Source organism: Acerihabitans arboris (assembly GCF_010131535.1).
Taxonomy (GTDB): domain Bacteria; phylum Pseudomonadota; class Gammaproteobacteria; order Enterobacterales; family Enterobacteriaceae; genus Acerihabitans; species Acerihabitans arboris.
Genome location: NZ_WUBS01000002.1, coordinates 1 through 17,313, shown reverse-complemented (window position 1 = coordinate 17,313; position 17,313 = coordinate 1). Strand labels below are relative to the sequence as shown.

Below are 17,313 nucleotides of genomic sequence, written 5' to 3'. Positions count from 1 at the left end.
GGCATATGCCGATAGATAAATAAGCCATTCCTGAAAAATTAAAAGAGAACATCGTGTTTAAAAATATAAAAATCACCTCTGGTATTGCAATCATCCTGATGATATTCAGTTTATTGCAACTGGTTTCCGGCAGCCTGTTTTTTTTCGCTATCAATAATGATAAAAATAATTTTGTCGGATTCAGCATGCTCTCTAGCCGGCAGGCGGAGCTGAGCGACGCCATGCAGACACTCATGAAAACCCGGATTACTATTAATCGCGTTGCTATTCGTATCCTGAAAAAACAAACCGATCCGGCGGCATTGGAAGCCATTAACACACTATTGGATGCGGCCAATGCTTCGCTGGACAAAGCCTCTCGGCACTTTACCAACTACAAAGCCCTGCCCGCGGTAGAAGGGCAAAATAAAGAAAATGAGGCTACGGTTGAAAAAAATTACCTACAGATGTACGACATCCTGAAATCGTCGGGACAATACCTTCAGGCCAATAATTACGAAGCCTACGGCAACTTAGACGCCCAGCAGGCGCAGGACAATCTGGAAACCGCCTATAACCAGTGGCGAGAGCAAAATACGCTGCTGCTGAAAAATGGAACTACCGAAAACAGTAAAAGTTTCCAACACATGCAGTGGGTATTGGCGTCTATCGCAATGGTAGTCATTGCCATGGTGTTCGGCGTCTGGCGACTTATCAGACATATTTTGCTACGACCGTTAAAGCACTTGCAGACGCAGATCCTGCGTATTGCCGGTGGCGACCTTTCCGAGGCGCTTGCAATTACCGGCCGCAATGAGCTTGGCCTGCTGGAAAACAGCCTTGGCGCCATGCAGCAATCGCTGATTTCCATCGTCAGCGATGTACGGGATAGTTCTGAAGCCATTTTGACCGGCGCCGGTGAAATCTCGGCGGGCAATAATGATCTTGCGTCCCGAACTGAGCAGCAGGCCGCTTCACTGGAAGAAACCGCCGCCAGCATGGAGCAGCTTACCGCCACGGTGAAACAGAACGCGGAGAACTCCCACCAGGCGGCGCAACTGGCTAAAAGTGCATCCGTAACCGCCGAAAAAGGGGGCGACGTTATTGATAGCGTGGTGAAGACCATGACTGAAATTGCCGAAAGCTCAAAGAAAATCGCTGAAATCACCAGCGTCATTGACGGTATTGCTTTCCAAACCAATATTCTGGCGCTGAACGCAGCGGTAGAGGCCGCGCGGGCGGGAGAACAGGGCCGGGGATTCTCCGTGGTGGCGGGCGAGGTGCGCATACTGGCGCAACGTAGCGCCAGCGCCGCGAAGGAGATAAAAACGTTGATCGATGATTCGGTAACCCGGGTCGGTACCGGCTCGCGGCAGGTAAACTATGCCGGAGAAACGATGCAGGATATTATGGGTGCGGTGGGCCGCGTGACCGGTATCATGGGCGAAATATCGTCTGCTTCCGACGAACAGAGCCATGGTATCGATCAGGTCAGGACAGCGGTTAACGAAATGGATCGCGTCACCCAGCAAAATGCTGCGCTGGTACAGGAATCCGCCGCGGCCTCGGCATCGCTTGAAGAGCAGGCTACACGCCTGACGCAGGCGGTATCGATATTTAAAGTTGCTGCGGTGGCCTGACCCAAAAAATTGCTTCATAATTTCAACCAGCAACACCCCCTCTGAACCGAGGATATTATGTGATAAGAACGCTGGCGAGGATTTTTGCCGGCGGTTATTTGAAAAACCAATCCTTATATTTTTCCATCGGTATAGTATATTCCGACCAGCGGAAAACATGCCGGCCCGTTCTCTGTCAGTATAACCCGCTATCCCTGCGCTCAGTGCCGGGTATCGCGCCGACCAGTTTTTGCGTGTAGGCGTGCCGCGGCGACATGAACACCTGTTGCGGTGAGCCTTGCTCAACGATTTCCCCCTGGTAGAGCACCGCGATTTCATCACAAATCTGGCTCGCCACCCGCAGATCGTGCGTAATGAACATAATGGCGACATGGGTTTTTTGCTGGATCTCGCTCAGCAGTTGCAGCACCTGCGCCTGTATAGAGACGTCCAGCGCGGAAACGGATTCGTCGGCGACCAGCAGCACCGGGTCAAACATCAGCGCCCGCGCGATGCCGATCCGCTGGCGCTGGCCGCCGGAAAACTCGTGGGGATAACGGGTATAGGCGCTTTCATCCATGCCAACCAGCGACAATAGGCGCAGCGCTTTTTGCCGGACTTCGGTTCGGGTCATCCCACCGTGGGTCAGCGGGCCGACCGACAGGATGGTGCCGATGTCCTGGCGCGGATTAAGCGAAGCAAAGGGATCCTGGAAAATCATCTGGATCCAGGGCCGCAATGGGCGAAACTCGGCCTCGGGAAGCGGAATAATGTCGCGCCCGTCAAAGATGATTTCCCCGGAATCCGCCGGCAGTAATTTGACCAGAATACGTCCCAGGGAAGATTTTCCGGAACCCGATTCGCCGACAATCCCCAGGGTCTGGCCTTTATGGATGCTGAAACTGACCTTTTTCAAGGCCTCGACCTGGTGCCCGCGCGAAAAAAAACCGCCCGCTATCCGATATGTTTTTTTAAGATTGCTGACTTGCAGCACGATGGGGGCGTTTTTCTTGTCCGGCCGGGGCCGGTTCGCCATACGCGGAACGGCGGCGATAAGCTGTTGGGTATAGGGATGCGCGGGCCGGGATAACACCTGCCGAACGTCGCCGGACTCCACCATTCGCCCTTTTTGCATCACCAACACCCGATCGGCAATATCCTCCACCACGCCGAAATCGTGGGTGATAAACATGACGCTCATCCGCTTGCGGCGCTGGATGGCGCGGATAAGCTGCAAAATTTGCGCCTGGGTGGTGACATCCAGCGCGGTGGTGGGTTCGTCGGCGATCAGCACATCGGGGTCCAGCGCCAGCGCCATGGCGATCATCACCCGCTGCCGCTGCCCGCCGGATAGGTTAAAAGGATATTGGTGCTGGAGCGTCTCCGGATCGGGCAAATCCACTTCGTTAAGCAGCGACAGCACTTTTGCCTGGCGGGATTGCGGGGAGCCGACCCGATGCGCTTCCATGACCTCGGTGATTTGCCGGCCAATGGTCATGATGGGATTAAGCGCCGATAAGGGATCCTGAAATACGATGGAAATACAGCGCCCCTGCACGCTGCGCAGCGATTCCGGCGATTCGCGCAGCAGGTTTTTACCCAACAGGATTATTTCACCTCCGGTAACCGTCAGGGCATTGGATAGCAGTCCCATCGCCGCATGGGCCGTCACGGATTTGCCCGAACCGGATTCACCGATAATACACAGTATTTCACCGGCATAGAGTTCGAAACTGATATTCTCTACCGCATATTCACGATCCATTCCCATGGGTAAATTAATGGTTAAATCGCGCACGGATAAGATGACGTCATGCGTGGTTGCTTCACTATTTGTCATTAAAGACGCCTCTTTTCTGCCGGTAGCCGGATGAAAAAGAATTGAACAGGGATATTGTTCCGCCAATATTTTCCGCAGCATCAACAATATTCAAGTATAGCAATCAACATATACAGCAGACTGCGTTATCTAAAATAGGTTTTTATTATGATCGCGACTTTATGTCCTGACCGGCGCGATGCCGCCATCGAAATCCCTGACCGTTGCCGAACGATCGGATGAAGTGAATAAGAAAAAACTATTATAAAACTAGTTGTAATTGTCCACTAACTTAACAATAATGTTTCCGTAACATTGAGTGCAAGTTTGTTAACAATAAGCCCGATGGATAACAATTTTTCGTGAGGTCGTCATGGCTAACCAGGGAAGCGAACCACGTCAGGAAACGGCCGTATCAGTGGATCTGGGTGTATTGGGTAAACTGCTAAGTTTCTATATTCGCAGCATAAATATCACCGTCTCCAGGGATCTGGATAAAAAATTGGCCGGGCTTGAGGTCGCCAAGGGGACAGGGAAAATCAGCACCTTGCTAATCGTGGCGCGGCATCCCGGTATCCGTCCTTCCGCGATAGCGAACGCGATTATGTGCGACCGTTCGGCCATGGGACGATTAGTAACGAAATTAGAAAGCCAGGGATTATTGATCCGTAAAATCTCAAAGGATGACAGCCGCTCGCAAGAGTTGTATTTGACTCCTCATGGCGAGGAATTAGCGGCGAAAGTGACCCTGCTGGTGGCGGAGCAGGAAGCGGAATTTTTCCAGTCGGTTTCCGAGTATGAAAAAAAATTTATTATTAAGGTATTCAAAAAAGTGCTGAATGAAACTGGTTCGTTTGATGGGGTTGAATAAATAGTTGTCCAAGGGTATTCCGGCGGCATGAGAAAATAATCCATTTAGCCAGGGGTTTATTTACCTGATTGACAGTAAAAAAACGGCATTATCATTTCGATGCCGCGAATAATAAGCTTGCCATTCCCCAAATATTTAATAGCGCCATGACGGCGATCGGGGTTTAAAGGTGCGCCGGACGCGGGCGTGGCTATTCATCGTTAACATTATCGAGAGCGGATCTATGCCTGGTCCTTTTGTGGTTCCTGTCCGTGGCGATCTTGCATTGCCAAAACAAGCCGATGTGGTCGTTATCGGCGGCGGCATTATCGGCGCCGCCACGGCGCTGGAGCTGGCCGAGCAAAAGCTCAGCGTCGCGCTGTGTGAAAAGGGCGGTATCGGGCACGAACAATCCAGCCGCAACTGGGGATGGGTCAGGCTGTCGCGCCGCGACCCGCGCGAGATCGCGCTGATGGCGGCGTCGCTCGATATCTGGCGGGACCTGGACCGCCGCCTGGAGGCGGATACCGGTTATCAGCGCTCGGGCATTGCCTTTACCTGCCGGACGGAAAAAGAGCTGGCCGAGGACCAGCGATGGCTGGCGCAGATTAACGATTACCCCTTCACTACGCGCCTGTTTGACGCCCGGCAGTTTCAACAGATGTTTCCCTCTTCGACGGTAACCATGGCCGGAGCGCTGTATGCCCCTGAGGATGGCCGGGCAGAACCGCAAAAAGTGGCGCCCGCGTTTGCCGAAGCGGCGCGCCGCAAGGGCGCGTCTATTCTGACCGAATGCGCGGTGCGCGGCATTGAAACCAGCGCGGGGCGGGTATCGGCGGTGGTGACCGAACGGGGCGTCATTTCTTGCCAAAGCGTGGTGTTGGCGGGCGGGGCCTGGTCGGGACTGTTTGCCGGCCGTGCCGGCCTGCGGCTGCCGCAGTTAAAAGTCATCAACACCGTGCTGCGCACCGGGCCGGTGGCCGGCGGGCCGGAACCGGCCGTGTGGTATGACGACTTCGCGATACGCAAGCGGCAGGACGGCGGTTATACCGTGGCGTCCGGGACCGAGAACGTGGTGGATATTGTCCCCGACTCGTTTCGCTACGCCCGTGATTTCCTGCCGGCCTTGCGCAGCGAATGGCGCGCTTTGCGCTTACGTCTCGGCTGGCGCTTTTGGGATGAGGCGCGCATCAGCCGCAACTGGGCCATGGATGAGGCCAGCCCGTTTGAATACTGCCGCGTGCTGGATCCGGTCCCGTCCGTCCCGCTTTCCCAACGCGCATTCCAACAACTGATCCGCCATTACCCGCAGTTTAGCCAGGCGCAAGTCCTACAGCGCTGGGCCGGCTGCATTGATGTGGTACCCGATGCGGTGCCGGTGATTTCCGCCGTCGACACGCTACCCGGCTTTTTTATCGCCACCGGTTTCTCCGGCCATGGATTCGGTATCGGCCCGGCGGCGGGGCGCCTGATGGCGGATTTGGTGCTGGGCCGGCCCACCGTCGTCGACCCCGGCGCGTTTCGTTTTTCACGGTTTTCCGACGGTTCAAAAATCGAAATCATCAGCGGAGTGTAATTATCCGCCGGCACGTTTAGTCGTAACGTCGTTATTTAGACCTTAACATGAGGAAACATGATGACCGATAAGCTTACTGACCTGCTGCCCCAACTTTCGCGCCGCCAGGCGCTGATTTACCTGGCCTCCGGCGCCGCTTCACTGGCGTTGCCCAACCTGTTCGGCGTGGGAGGCGCGCTGGCGGCCCCTCCTGCGCAGCGAAAAGGCCAGATGATTATCGGTTTCTCGCAGGAACCCACCGTCTTTAACCCGCATTTGCCGCATATCGAGGTGGATGAAGGCCTGCATTTCAGCCTTTTCGATCCGCTGTTCGCCATTGACCCGGAGGGTAAGTTTACCCCTGCGCTGGCCGTGGAGGTGCCGACGGTGGACAACGGGGGAATTTCCGCCGATGGCCTGCACTTTCGCATCAAACTGCGCGACAACGTCAAGTGGCACGACGGCCAGCCTTTCACCGCCAAAGATGTCAAGTTTACCCTCGACCTGCTGGTAGACCCCAGTTTCCGCAGCTGGCGCAAAACCGGCCATGAACTGGTGCGGGATATCCAGATTGTGTCGCCTACGGAAATTACCTGGCGTATGGAAAAACCGTTCGCGCCTTATGTCGCCATTCTATCGTCAACCTTCATTGTGCCCGAACATATCCTGGGGCCGGTGGCGGATAAAAACACCGCGCCGTTCAATAATGCGCCGGTGGGCACCGGGCCTTTCAAATGGCGTCAGCGTGTTCCCGGCGATCATATTGAATTGACCGCCAATAGCGATTATTTCCTCGCCGGGCCGTATCTGGAACGGGTTGTTTACAAATACATTCCCGATCTTAACGTGATGTATACCCAATTCGCGTCGGGGGATATCGATATCGTCGGCCTGCAATGGATTTCGGCGGATCATTACGATGAGGCCAAAAAACTCCCGGGCAAGGTGGTGGAGGTGGTCTCCGGGTCGACGGTGGAGAACTTTGCCTTCAACCTGGGCAAGCCGGTCTTCCAGGAGTTGGCCGTCCGGCAGGCGATTTATTATGCCATTGATAAACAGACCATCATTGATTCGCTTTATTACGGATTGCCCAAGCAGACGGAGACCTATATGCCGATGCAATCCTATTATTATCATCCTTCGCTGCCGAAACATGAATTCAATCCCGACAAGGCGAAACAGCTGCTCGAACGGGCCGGCTGGAAACCGGGGCCGGATGGGATTCGGCAAAAGAACGGCGTGCGCCTGTCATTTAATAACTCCACCACGGTCGGTAACCACCTGCGCGAGCAAATGCAGCAATTTCTCCAGCAGACGTTCCAGGATGTCGGCATCGAAATGAAAATCGCCAACCTGCCGCCGGCCGTCATGTGGGGCGAGTTCTGGATGATGTCGAAGTTTGATTCCTCCATCGTCGGGATCAGTTTCCTGACCGGGTCGGACCCCGATACGTCCGACTACCTCCACTCAAAGTCGATACCGGCCAAAGGCGGCGCGGGCCAGAACACCTTCCAATATCAGAATCCGGCGGTGGATCGTTTGCTCGACGAAGGCAGCAAGACCTTTGTCCCGGCGCAACGCAAAGAACTCTATCTGAAAATAGAGGAAATCGTGCGTCAGGATATGCCATTTCTTCCGCTGTTCCCGTTTGCCAATGTGGTGGGGCATAAACAAGGCGCCGAGAACATTATCCCGAACAGTAACGTACGTATCGATAGCTGGAACGTCGCGGCCTGGTATTGGGGTTGACGGCGTCGTGATGGCAAGGTGGGCCGGCATCCGGACGCGGGATGCCGCGCGCCGCGCCATTTTCATTATGAGTGGCTGAGTGCGGCCGGCGCGTTCATCGCCGGCAACGCGTTGGGTCACCGCGCCGAGGGGGTGTCATGCTTAACTTTCTGATACGGCGATTATGGCAAAGTATCGTGCTGTTGTTTTTGGTCTCGCTGATTGGCTTCGCCGCGCTGAACCTGGCGCCCGGCGGCCCGTTATCGCAATTTGCCTTGACGCCGGGCATGAGCCAGGCGGCGCTGGATCGCATTGCGCAGCAGATGGGACTGGACCGCCCGCTGCCGGTGCAATATGCCGAATGGCTGGGCCATCTGCTGCGCGGCGACTGGGGGCGCTCATACCGCGACGGGCAGCCGGTACTATCGATTATATTCGCGCATGTTCCCGCCACGCTGTTGTTGATGGGAACCTCGACGCTGCTGGCGATCGCCATCGGCGCCTGGGTGGGCATTCAAAGCGCGGTGCGGCGCAACAGCGTATTTGACGATGTGGCCACCATCGCCTCGATGATTGCGCTATCCATTCCCACCTTTTGGTTCGGGTTGGTCGCCATCTATTTCTTCGCGCTGAAGCTGCAGTGGTTCCCGGCCGGCAATATGTACACCATGGGCGATGGATCGGCGCTGGATGTGGCCTGGCACCTGGTGTTGCCTGTCATGGTGCTGACCTTTGTGGATGTGGCTATCTGGAGCCGCTATATGCGCGGCGCCACGCTGGAGGTGATCAACCAGGATTTCATTAAAACCGCCCGGGCGAAGGGATTGTCGCCGCGCCGCGTACTGCTCAGGCATGTGGTGGGCAATGCCTTATTGCCGATGATCACCCTGGCGGGCATGCAATTGCCGACCCTGCTCGGCGGCGCGCTGGTGGCGGAAACGGTATTTACCTGGCCCGGCATGGGGCGGCTGTTTCTCGATAGCCTGGGTTACAGCGATTATCCGGTGGTGATGGGCCTATTGATGTTCTCCGCCATGTTGGTTTTGCTTGGCAGCCTGCTGGCGGACCTGCTGACCGCCGTTATCGATCCGCGAATTCGACTGGTATGAGGAGAAAGCAATGGCTGCCTGGATTCTTACCTCAATGTCCCCGGCGCATTATTGGTGGCATAGCCGCACGGTACGCCGTTTCCTGCGCCACCGCCTGGCCTGCGCCGGACTGGCGACGATCGTGCTGATGGGGCTGGCCTGCATCTTCGGCCCCTGGCTGCTGCCGTTTGATGATTTGCATATCGATTTGCGTCATCGATTTGCGCCGCCGCTCACCGGCTGGCATCTCCTGGGCACCGATCCGCTGGGGCGCGACACGCTGGCCCGCCTTTTGATGGCCGGGCGTATCTCGATACTGGTCGGTTTCTTGTCCATGGCGATCAGTATCCTGTTCGGCGCGGCCGTCGGCATTATCGCCGGTTATTACGGCGGGCGCATCGGCGGCCTATTGATGCGCATAGTGGACGCCTTCCTGTCATTTCCCAGCGTATTCCTGCTGCTGGCGCTGGCCGCATTTATCAAGCCCAGCCCGCTGATGATTACCGTCATCATCGCCGTGACCAGCTGGATGGAAGTGGCGCGCATTGTGGAAACCGAGGTGCGATCGCTGCGCGAGCGCGAGTTTATCCTGGCGGCCAAAATGCTGGGTCTGTCGGGGCGTTGGATTATGGTGCGCGAATTGCTGCCGAATGTGATGGGGCCGATTATCGTGGCGGCGACCCTGACCGTGGCGCGCGCCATTTTACTGGAGGCCTATATCAGCTTTCTGGGCTACGGTATCCAGCCGCCCTTGCCAAGCTGGGGCAATATGTTAAACGGCGCCCAGCAATATCTGCTGCGCGCGCCCTGGCTTGCGCTGGCGCCGGGGTTGGCGATTACCCTTGCCGTGACCTGCTTCAATTTTATCGGCGACGGCATCCGTAACGCCCTGGACGCCCGCGGCGAATTGTGAACCGTTGCAACGGTTATGTTAACAATCAGGGGAGTTGATAATGACCCGATTCTCGCCATTTGAACATTCACTGTGGTATGCCACCGCGCCGGCGGCGCCGACCACCCACCCGCTGGCATCGCAGGTCGATGCCGATGTGTGCGTGGTGGGCGCGGGTTATACCGGCTTGACCACGGCGCTGGAATTGGCCCGGCAGGGCGTGTCGGTGGCGGTGCTGGAAGCGCAGGAAGCGGGATTTGGCGGTTCAGGCCGCAATGCGGGGCATTGCACGCCGACCTTCACCCACTACAGCCTGCCGGAGCTGCGCCGCATGCTAGGCGAGCCGTGGGCCGAGCGCCTTATCGCCCGTCAAACCCAAGCCAATCAGCGCGTCTCGGCGATGATTGAACGCTATGATATCCAGTGTGAATGGCGGCAAAACGGCTATATCCAGGCGGCGGCTTACCCGTCGGCTATCAGGGAGATTGAAAAGAAAGTCCGCGAGTATAACGCGGTCGGCGCCGGCACGCGTGTGGTCGACGCGCGGGAAGCCGAGCGCATTACCGGCAGCCCGCGGTTTTACGGCGGCTGGTTTCATCCGGCCGGCGGACACCTGAACCCGCTGGGTTACGCGCGGGGATTGGCGCGGGCGGTACTGGAAGAGGGCGGCGCGGTTTACACCGGCTCGGCGGTTAAGCGGGTGGAAAAACAAGGCGGCCGCTGGCGGGTGGCGACCGATCGAGGCGCCGTTTTGGCCGATAAGGTCATCTTCGCCACCGGCGCTTACACCGTCGACGGCTGGCCCAGGCTGGAGCAAAGTTTCAAAATCATGCGGGTATTTGTCGCCGCGACGCAGCCGCTAAGCGCCGGGGAACGTCGCGCGATCCTGCCGCAAAACACCACTATCCACGACGGCCGCGGCGATATCTATGTCTACAAGTATAACGCCGAGGGGCGCATCGTCGCGTCCATGTTTCCCATGGGCAGGCGCGGCCGGGATCTTCCTCATACGCATCGGGTGATGAGCGATCGGCTCAAATGGCTGCATCCGCAAATCAACCCCTCCCTGCGCTGGGACTATCTATGGTTCGGCGAACTGGATATGCAGCAACGCACCATTCCCCGGCTGTATGAGCTGGCGCCCGGCGTGGTGGCGCTGACCGGGCTTTCCGGCCGGGGCGTCCCCACCGGCAGTATGCTTGGAGGGATCCTTGCCGAATGGGCGTTGGGAACGGCGGAAAATGAATTGGCGCTGAGAATGGAACGCCTGCATCGCGCGCCTTTCTGGATGAGTTTCGGCCCCCGGCTGACGCTGCGTTATTACCGCGGGCGGGATTGGTTGCGCAGTAAAATGCAGCGGGCGGCGCTGCCGCCGCATGCCTGAAAATACACGTGAAAATGACGCAACCTAAAGACTAAGGTGGGGAAAATATGGGGCCGAATGTCGATTTAGTGGTTTCATCGTCCGGGTTTCCGCGGGAAACGGAGGTAGTGGTCATCGGCGGCGGCATCGTCGGCGCCGCCACCGCGCTGTCGTTGGTGGAGCGGGGCATACCGACGGTTTTACTGGAAAAAGGGTTGGTGGGTGCGGAACAATCGAGCCGTAACTGGGGCTGGTGCCGCCGCACCGGACGCGATGTGCGTGAATTGCCCCTGATTAATCTCAGCATGCAATTATGGGATGGCATGAATGCGCGCCTGGGGAGCGACACCGGCTTTCGTATCACCGGCATCGCCTATGCCGCCCGCAGCGAGGAGCAGTGGCAGCGGCAGCAGCGCTGGCTTGAGGAAGCCCGCCAGTATGGCATTCACAGCGATGCCCTGACATCTGCGCAACTGCGGCAAAAGCTGCCCGACATTGACTTTCCGGTTCAGGGGGCGCTTTATACCGCGCTCGACGGCCGCGCGGAACCCCAAAAAGCGGCGCCCGCCATGGTCGCGGCCGCCGTCGCCAAAGGACTGAATCTGCAACAGCACTGCGCCGTGCGCACCATCGAGCAGACGGCGGGCAAGGTCGGCGAAGTGGCCACCGAGCGCGGCGCCATTCGTTGCCGTGCGGTGGTGGTGGCCGGCGGGGCATGGTCACGGTTGCTGCTGCAGGGATGCGGGGTCACGCTACCCCAGTTAAAAGTGTTGTCCACGGCGTTCCGTACCGCCCCGACGGATTATGATCCCGGCTGTTGCATCAGCTTCGGGTTGGTTTCGCTGCGTAAACGGCTGGACGGAGGCCTGACGGTGGCCAGTTCGTCCAACGGTATCGCGGATATTACACCGGACAGCCTGCGTTTCGGTGCGCGATTTATGCCGGCGTACCGGGCTGAACGCCAGGGGATCCGCCTGCGGCTGGGACAGCGGTTTAGCGAGGAGCTGTTTCACTGGCGCCCCGGCCGGGCGGATAAGATTTCAATCTACGAACGCATCCGGGTGCTGGACCCGGCTATCGACGCCAGGATCGTACGGAAAGTCGCGGCCAACCTGGCCCGGGTCATCCCCGCGCTGGCAGGGGTGTCCATTGAACAAAGCTGGGGCGGACTGATCGATAGCATGCCGGACGCCATCCCGGTTATTTCGCCGGTGGCGCCGGTGTCTGGCCTCTACCTGGCTACCGGTTTCTCGGGGCATGGTTTTGGTATCGGCCCAGGCGCCGGTCAGCTGATGGCGGATTTGGTCACTGGCTCTCCACCCTCGGTGGACCCGCACCCGTTTCGCCTGGCCCGTTTTACCGATGGCGAGCGTATTGCGGCGCAGCACTGGTTATAAGTGCGCCAGCGAGGGCCCGCTTGAGTTGTTGAAGAGGACAAGCAAACCTGAACAGTCCTCCCACGGGCCAGGCTGTGGCGCCATGCATGCCGGTGGTCGAGGCATTACAAAAACTGGCACGCCAGAATCCGGCATATGGCTTTGGCCTTATGTTCAATAAGTTACGCCAGGCAGGGTTGCAGTGGAATGCAAAACGGGTTTACCGGATCTATCGCTTGTTAAAACTCAACCTTCGACGCAAGGGGAAGAAACGCCTGCCCAATCGAAATCCACAGCCGTTAGTTATTCCTCTTAAAATGAACCACTGCTGGTCGGTTGATTTTATGAGTGATGCCTTGATAGATGGCCGGCGATTTAGGTTATTCAATGTAGTCGATGATTTTAATCGGGAAGCGCTGGCAATCGAGGTTGACCTGAATATTCCGGCTCATCGTGTTGTTCGCATCTTAGAGCGGTTAAGCGCAGAAAGAGGTTATCCGGCTTTTATACGAAGCGATAATGCTTATACCACGGACCAGAACTTACAGCAGTAGCCTTAGCCGAATGGGCAGAACTTCACGGAGTGATACTCGATTTTATTCAGCCAGGCAGGCCGATGCAAAACGGATTTATCGAGCGATTTAACAAAACGCTGCGAACAGAAATACTGGATATGTATTTGTTCCGGACACTATCTGAAGTCCGTGAACTAACAGAAAACTGGCGTTCAGAATATAACGAGGAACGCCCGCATAGTTCACTTGGCGATATGCCACCTGTTATCTATGCGAGGCAAAAACTGGCCGGAGACCCTCATTGGCGGTGGTGCTAAAAACCGGAGGGACTACAGAGATCACTTCGACCTGATGGCCTTTGTCTGCTGAGACGGTATGTCTGTTCCTCGCTCATGGCTGCCCCAGTTGCTTCTACAGATGGCTTAGTACCAGAGGAGGAATTGTATGTATGGCATTGAAGCCATGCATTTAATGAGCAGGGGGATTAGTACAGCTATATTCCTGGCGTTTATTAATTAAATACAGGAAGCTAACGCCGTACGACCATCCGTGATATTCCCGGTTGCTTTAATTATCTCTCTGTCGCCGTATCTTTTGCAGAGGATCCAGCATATCGTGTTATGAGTATTAGTTCATTAACAGGAACAGAATGATGCGTGACCTCCCCCCTATAGCCACGTTACGCGCATTTGAAGTCGCCACCCGCCACACTACTTTTACCTCAGCTGCAGCAGAGCTGTTTGTTACGCAAAGCGCGGTCAGCCATCAGCTGAAAAACCTGGAGGAAATCTGGGGCCTGCAGCTTTTCGAGCGAGGTAAAAAACTTAGGCTGACGCCTGCAGGCGCTGCGCTCGCTCCCCTCGTGCGCGAATTCTTTAGCAAGCTGGAAACAACGCTTGCCGATCTTCGTGAGCAAAATGGCCGGGTGCGATTGTGCGTTAACACCACGTATTCTTTCGCGCTTAAGTGGCTGCTACCACGCCTGCCAGATTTAGCGCGTTTGCATCCTGATATTCTGGTGACCCTGGAAAGCACGGATAAACCCATTAACTTCGCCAGCACAGATGCTGATGTGGCAATCCGTTTCGGCCACGGCAATTATCCAGCGCTGCACACGGAATTTATGTTCCGTGAGCAACTGTTTCCGGTTGCCAGCCCGGCACTTTTACAGCGCTTTGGAACACCATGTGAACCTGCCGAATTACTGCGCTATCCACTTCTGACGCGTGACGGCGCCGATCTGGTGCCTAAATGGGACGTGTGGTTTCAGCTGATCGGCATGAATACTGATGTGTTGCACGAAAGTGTACGCTTCGCCGATACGAATATGACGATTGAAGCCGCGCTACTGGGTCAGGGCATTGCATTAGCGCGTAGCGGACACGTTGAAAAAGAGATGGGTGATGGCAGTCTGGTGCGGCTCTTTGACGTACCTTTTCCATCACCGGCTGCCTATTACTTTGTCTGCCCGAGAGGCATAGAAACGCAGCCGCACATTATGAAATTCCGTAGCTGGTTACTGGCAGAATCACAACAGGCACAGCTCAGTTACCGTTAATGTATGAGTATTTGCTCATGCCTCGATGATGACACTTCACTTTCAATCCGGTCATATGCTGTTTAGCATCAGCACATGACTACTCATATTATTTTGCTCACGTTATTCGCCGCCATGCTGCATGCCATCTGGAACACCTTATTACGCGGCGGTACCGACCGGTTGTGGTCGATGACCATTATGTGTATGACGATCGCCTTTACCTGCGCCGTCATTGCGCTGTTTTTGCCGCTACCTGCCAGCGCCAGTTGGCAGTTTGCGCTGCTTTCAGCGCTGCTGCATGTCGGCTATAACTTATGTCTGGTACGCAGCTATCAGTGCGGGGATCTCGGGCAAACCTATCCGATTGCACGCGGTTCTTCGCCGCTGATGGTGACCTGCGCGGCGGCAATATTCGCCGGGGAAAAAATTGAATTTAACACCCTTGGCGGCATCACGCTAGTTTCCGCTGGTATTCTGATTCTTGCCGTGAAAGGGGGGGAACTGGCGATGCCCGGCCTGCAATATACCCTGGCAACGGGCGCTTTTATCGCCGCATATAGCGTGGTGGATGGTATGGGCGTGCGCGTGTCCGGTAACTCGCTCTCCTATACCGTGTGGATGAGCGCATTATGGGGTGTGCTGATGCCGGCACTCTATATAGCGCTGCGCGATAGTAAAAGTTTACTGCTCTGGCGGCCCGGTTTACGCCGTGCAGCAGCCGGCGGTCTGGTTTCGCTACTCGCTTACGGCATCATCATTTATGCCATGACGGCTGCACCAATGGGAGCCGTCTCAGCGTTGCGCGAAACCAGCGTGTTGTTTGCCGCGGTACTGGGCTATCTGTTTCTCGGCGAAACGTTAACGCTGAGAAAAATGCTGGCGTGCACGGTAATTGCCGCCGGCACACTGATGATAGGTTAATCAAATCAGGAGAACACAAGATGTCAGACCATCCCACAATTGCTCTTATTGGTCCGGGTGCTATCGGTACTACCATCGCCGCTGTACTGCATGAAGTTGGCCGCACGCCAGTCCTTTGCGGGCGCACCGCACATCCGCAGTTAACACTGCGTCACGATGACGGTGAAGTTGTGGTGCCAGGTCCGGTATTGAGCAATCCGGCGACTATCAGCCACCCGTTCGATCTGGTGTTCGTCACGGTGAAAACCACCCAGGTCGCTGACAGCGCTAACTGGCTGGCCGCGTTATGCGATGAAAACACCGTAGTATGCGCACTGCAAAATGGCATCGAGCAGAAAACCCAGTTGGAACCCTACGTCAACGGCGCAAAGGTGCTGCCTTCGGTCGTATGGTTCCCGGCACAGCGCGAGCCAGATGCCTCAGTCTGGCTGCGCGCGAAACCACGCCTGACGCTGCCGGATGTGCCGCAGGCAAAACTGATAGCTGATGTGCTCAGCGGCACACGCTGCGTGGTTGAGCTGTCAACCGATTTTATCTCCATCGCTTGGCGCAAACTGCTGCAGAATGCGGTCGCTGGTCTGATGGTACTTGCGAATCGTCGTGCCGGGATGTTCTCACGCGTGGACATAACTGAACTGGCACTGGCTTATCTGCGTGAGTGTCTGACGGTAGCGCGTGCGGAAGGTGCAGTAATGGACGATAACGTTCCGAAGGAGATCGTTAACGGTTTTCATCATGCCCCTGCGGATCTAGGCACCTCCATTCTCGCCGACCGCCAGGCCAACCGCCCATTGGAGTGGGATATCCGTAACGGCGTGATACAGCGTTATGGTCACTCACAGGGTATCCCTACGCCCATCAGCGACGTGCTGGTACCACTGCTGGCGGCAGGGAGTGAGGGGCCGGGTTGAAGTCGTTAACTACAGGCCAGGAGTGTCCACGATCCTAGGGGCAGTCCATACCACGTGCTATTGTTGTTCATGCTGGCCTCCGTGAGGGAAATGCCGGGGTGCGGCTTATGCCCACCCATGCGGCTCTGGCAGTAATGTTAACCCGCGTTAAATACTTCACGCCAGGCCAGCACCTGTCTCACGGAAAGTCATACTGACTTACGTTGAATGGAAGAAATTACATAAATCTGTCTGCTCCGCCTGATGCTTCAATTGTCTGTCCAGTAACAAACTGATTCCTTCCAGAAAGTAGGAACGAAGCAATCGCAGCAATATCTTCAGGCAGTCCAAAGCGGCCCACAGGAGTTTTCTCTTTACCCAGTAATGCCATTACCTCTTCGTCTGTTCTGTCAGCCAGTTCAGGACGACGATTGCGGACATTCGGTAGCATATTCTGCGCCCAGTTATCCGTCGCGACAGCGCCCACTCCGATAGCATTGACCAGAATGCCATCCGGAGCCACGCTCAGTGCTAAACTACGGGTCAGGTTGTTGATAGCGGCGCTCAGTGCGTGTGAGACGGTAAGTTGCGGATTAGGATAGATACCGCCAATAGATGAGATATTGACAATACGCCCCCAGTTTCGTTTCTGCATCCCGGGGATGATTGCCTTACAAAAACGGCGCATGGCGGAGAATTTGGTCTCAGTCATTAACTGCCAGTCTTCTTCCGAAGTGGTTAATAGAGTGCCCGCATGTGCTCTTCCGGCATTATTCACCAGTAAATCAATACGCTGAAAAACCTTTTCCGCTTGTTCAACCACCCGGGAAGGTAGTTTGGGATCAGTCACATCCCCGGCAATAGGCAGCACCGAAACACCGTATTTCTCTGAGATTTTTTTCGCAGCCAGAATCAGCTCAGGTTCTCGTCTGGCCACCATGACTAAATGCACACCATTTACGGCCAGTTCTTCACAAATGCTGAAACCAATTCCGGTTCGGGCTCCGGTTACCAGAGCCACTTTTCCAGTCAGTTTTAAATCCATTTGTTGCTCCGTAAGCGTACTTTCACCGCCGTATTGACGGTTATTCTGCAGTCAGATCCACATTCCAGGGCAGGAGTTCCGCCACCCGGTTTATCGGCCAGTCTGCCAGAACGCTGAGGATATGACGAAGATA

Annotated in this window: 14 protein-coding genes and 1 pseudogene; 12 read left to right on the top strand and 3 right to left on the bottom strand. The window is 56.1% G+C overall.

The annotated features are described in order from the left end of the window. Window positions 1-53: 53 nt before the first annotated feature. Window positions 54-1,619 (top strand): methyl-accepting chemotaxis protein, encoded by a 1,566-nt coding sequence (locus tag GRH90_RS02325; RefSeq protein ID WP_162364300.1) that lies wholly within the window; start codon window positions 54-56, stop codon window positions 1,617-1,619. A 175-nt stretch (window positions 1,620-1,794) separates the two neighbouring features. Here GRH90_RS02325 and GRH90_RS02320 read toward each other — a convergent pair whose 3' ends face one another. Beyond that, window positions 1,795-3,438: an ABC transporter ATP-binding protein gene (locus tag GRH90_RS02320; RefSeq protein WP_162364299.1), complete on the bottom strand. Its 1,644-nt coding sequence runs from the start codon at window positions 3,436-3,438 to the stop codon at window positions 1,795-1,797. A gap of 352 nt (window positions 3,439-3,790) precedes the next feature. On the opposite strand from GRH90_RS02320, the gene GRH90_RS02315 reads away from it, so the two are divergent. The 11 genes and pseudogenes from GRH90_RS02315 (at window position 3,791) to GRH90_RS02265 (ending at window position 16,156) form a co-directional block, all read left to right on the top strand. Beyond that, window positions 3,791-4,288: a MarR family winged helix-turn-helix transcriptional regulator gene (locus GRH90_RS02315; protein WP_162364298.1), complete on the top strand. Its 498-nt coding sequence runs from the start codon at window positions 3,791-3,793 to the stop codon at window positions 4,286-4,288. Between the two features lie 223 nt (window positions 4,289-4,511). Next, window positions 4,512-5,843: an NAD(P)/FAD-dependent oxidoreductase gene (locus tag GRH90_RS02310; protein WP_162364297.1), complete on the top strand. Its 1,332-nt coding sequence runs from the start codon at window positions 4,512-4,514 to the stop codon at window positions 5,841-5,843. Window positions 5,844-5,900: 57 nt separating this feature from the next. Continuing rightward, entirely contained in the window at window positions 5,901-7,571 is a 1,671-nt protein-coding gene (locus GRH90_RS02305; protein WP_246235829.1) for a peptide ABC transporter substrate-binding protein, read from the top strand. A 137-nt stretch (window positions 7,572-7,708) separates the two neighbouring features. After that, a complete protein-coding gene (locus tag GRH90_RS02300; RefSeq protein ID WP_162364295.1) occupies window positions 7,709-8,659 on the top strand; it encodes an ABC transporter permease in 951 nt (316 codons plus the stop codon). Between the two features lie 10 nt (window positions 8,660-8,669). After that, window positions 8,670-9,551 carry an ABC transporter permease gene (locus GRH90_RS02295; protein WP_162364294.1) on the top strand — a complete coding sequence of 294 codons (882 nt, stop codon included), beginning with the start codon at window positions 8,670-8,672 and terminating at the stop codon, window positions 9,549-9,551. A gap of 40 nt (window positions 9,552-9,591) precedes the next feature. Beyond that, window positions 9,592-10,914 carry an NAD(P)/FAD-dependent oxidoreductase gene (locus GRH90_RS02290; protein WP_162364293.1) on the top strand — a complete coding sequence of 441 codons (1,323 nt, stop codon included), beginning with the start codon at window positions 9,592-9,594 and terminating at the stop codon, window positions 10,912-10,914. Between the two features lie 47 nt (window positions 10,915-10,961). Next, complete coding sequence (locus GRH90_RS02285) at window positions 10,962-12,290, top strand: NAD(P)/FAD-dependent oxidoreductase (protein WP_162364292.1); 1,329 nt, start codon at window positions 10,962-10,964, stop codon at window positions 12,288-12,290. Window positions 12,291-12,379: 89 nt separating this feature from the next. Further along, window positions 12,380-13,101: pseudogene (locus GRH90_RS02280) on the top strand (IS3 family transposase); the annotation flags it as partial. Window positions 13,102-13,436: 335 nt separating this feature from the next. After that, window positions 13,437-14,342, top strand: coding sequence for a transcriptional regulator GcvA (gene gcvA / locus GRH90_RS02275; RefSeq protein ID WP_162364667.1), 906 nt, complete (start codon window positions 13,437-13,439; stop codon window positions 14,340-14,342). Between the two features lie 75 nt (window positions 14,343-14,417). Beyond that, window positions 14,418-15,245 carry an EamA family transporter gene (locus tag GRH90_RS02270; RefSeq protein ID WP_162364291.1) on the top strand — a complete coding sequence of 276 codons (828 nt, stop codon included), beginning with the start codon at window positions 14,418-14,420 and terminating at the stop codon, window positions 15,243-15,245. Between the two features lie 20 nt (window positions 15,246-15,265). Then, window positions 15,266-16,156: an oxidoreductase gene (locus tag GRH90_RS02265; RefSeq protein ID WP_162364290.1), complete on the top strand. Its 891-nt coding sequence runs from the start codon at window positions 15,266-15,268 to the stop codon at window positions 16,154-16,156. Between the two features lie 217 nt (window positions 16,157-16,373). Here GRH90_RS02265 and GRH90_RS02260 read toward each other — a convergent pair whose 3' ends face one another. Both GRH90_RS02260 and GRH90_RS26110 read right to left on the bottom strand, forming a co-directional pair. After that, window positions 16,374-17,180 carry an SDR family NAD(P)-dependent oxidoreductase gene (locus GRH90_RS02260; protein WP_162364289.1) on the bottom strand — a complete coding sequence of 269 codons (807 nt, stop codon included), beginning with the start codon at window positions 17,178-17,180 and terminating at the stop codon, window positions 16,374-16,376. A 40-nt stretch (window positions 17,181-17,220) separates the two neighbouring features. Next, on the bottom strand, window positions 17,221-17,313 hold a 93-nt coding region (locus GRH90_RS26110; RefSeq protein ID WP_162364288.1), incomplete at its 5' end, for a transposase domain-containing protein.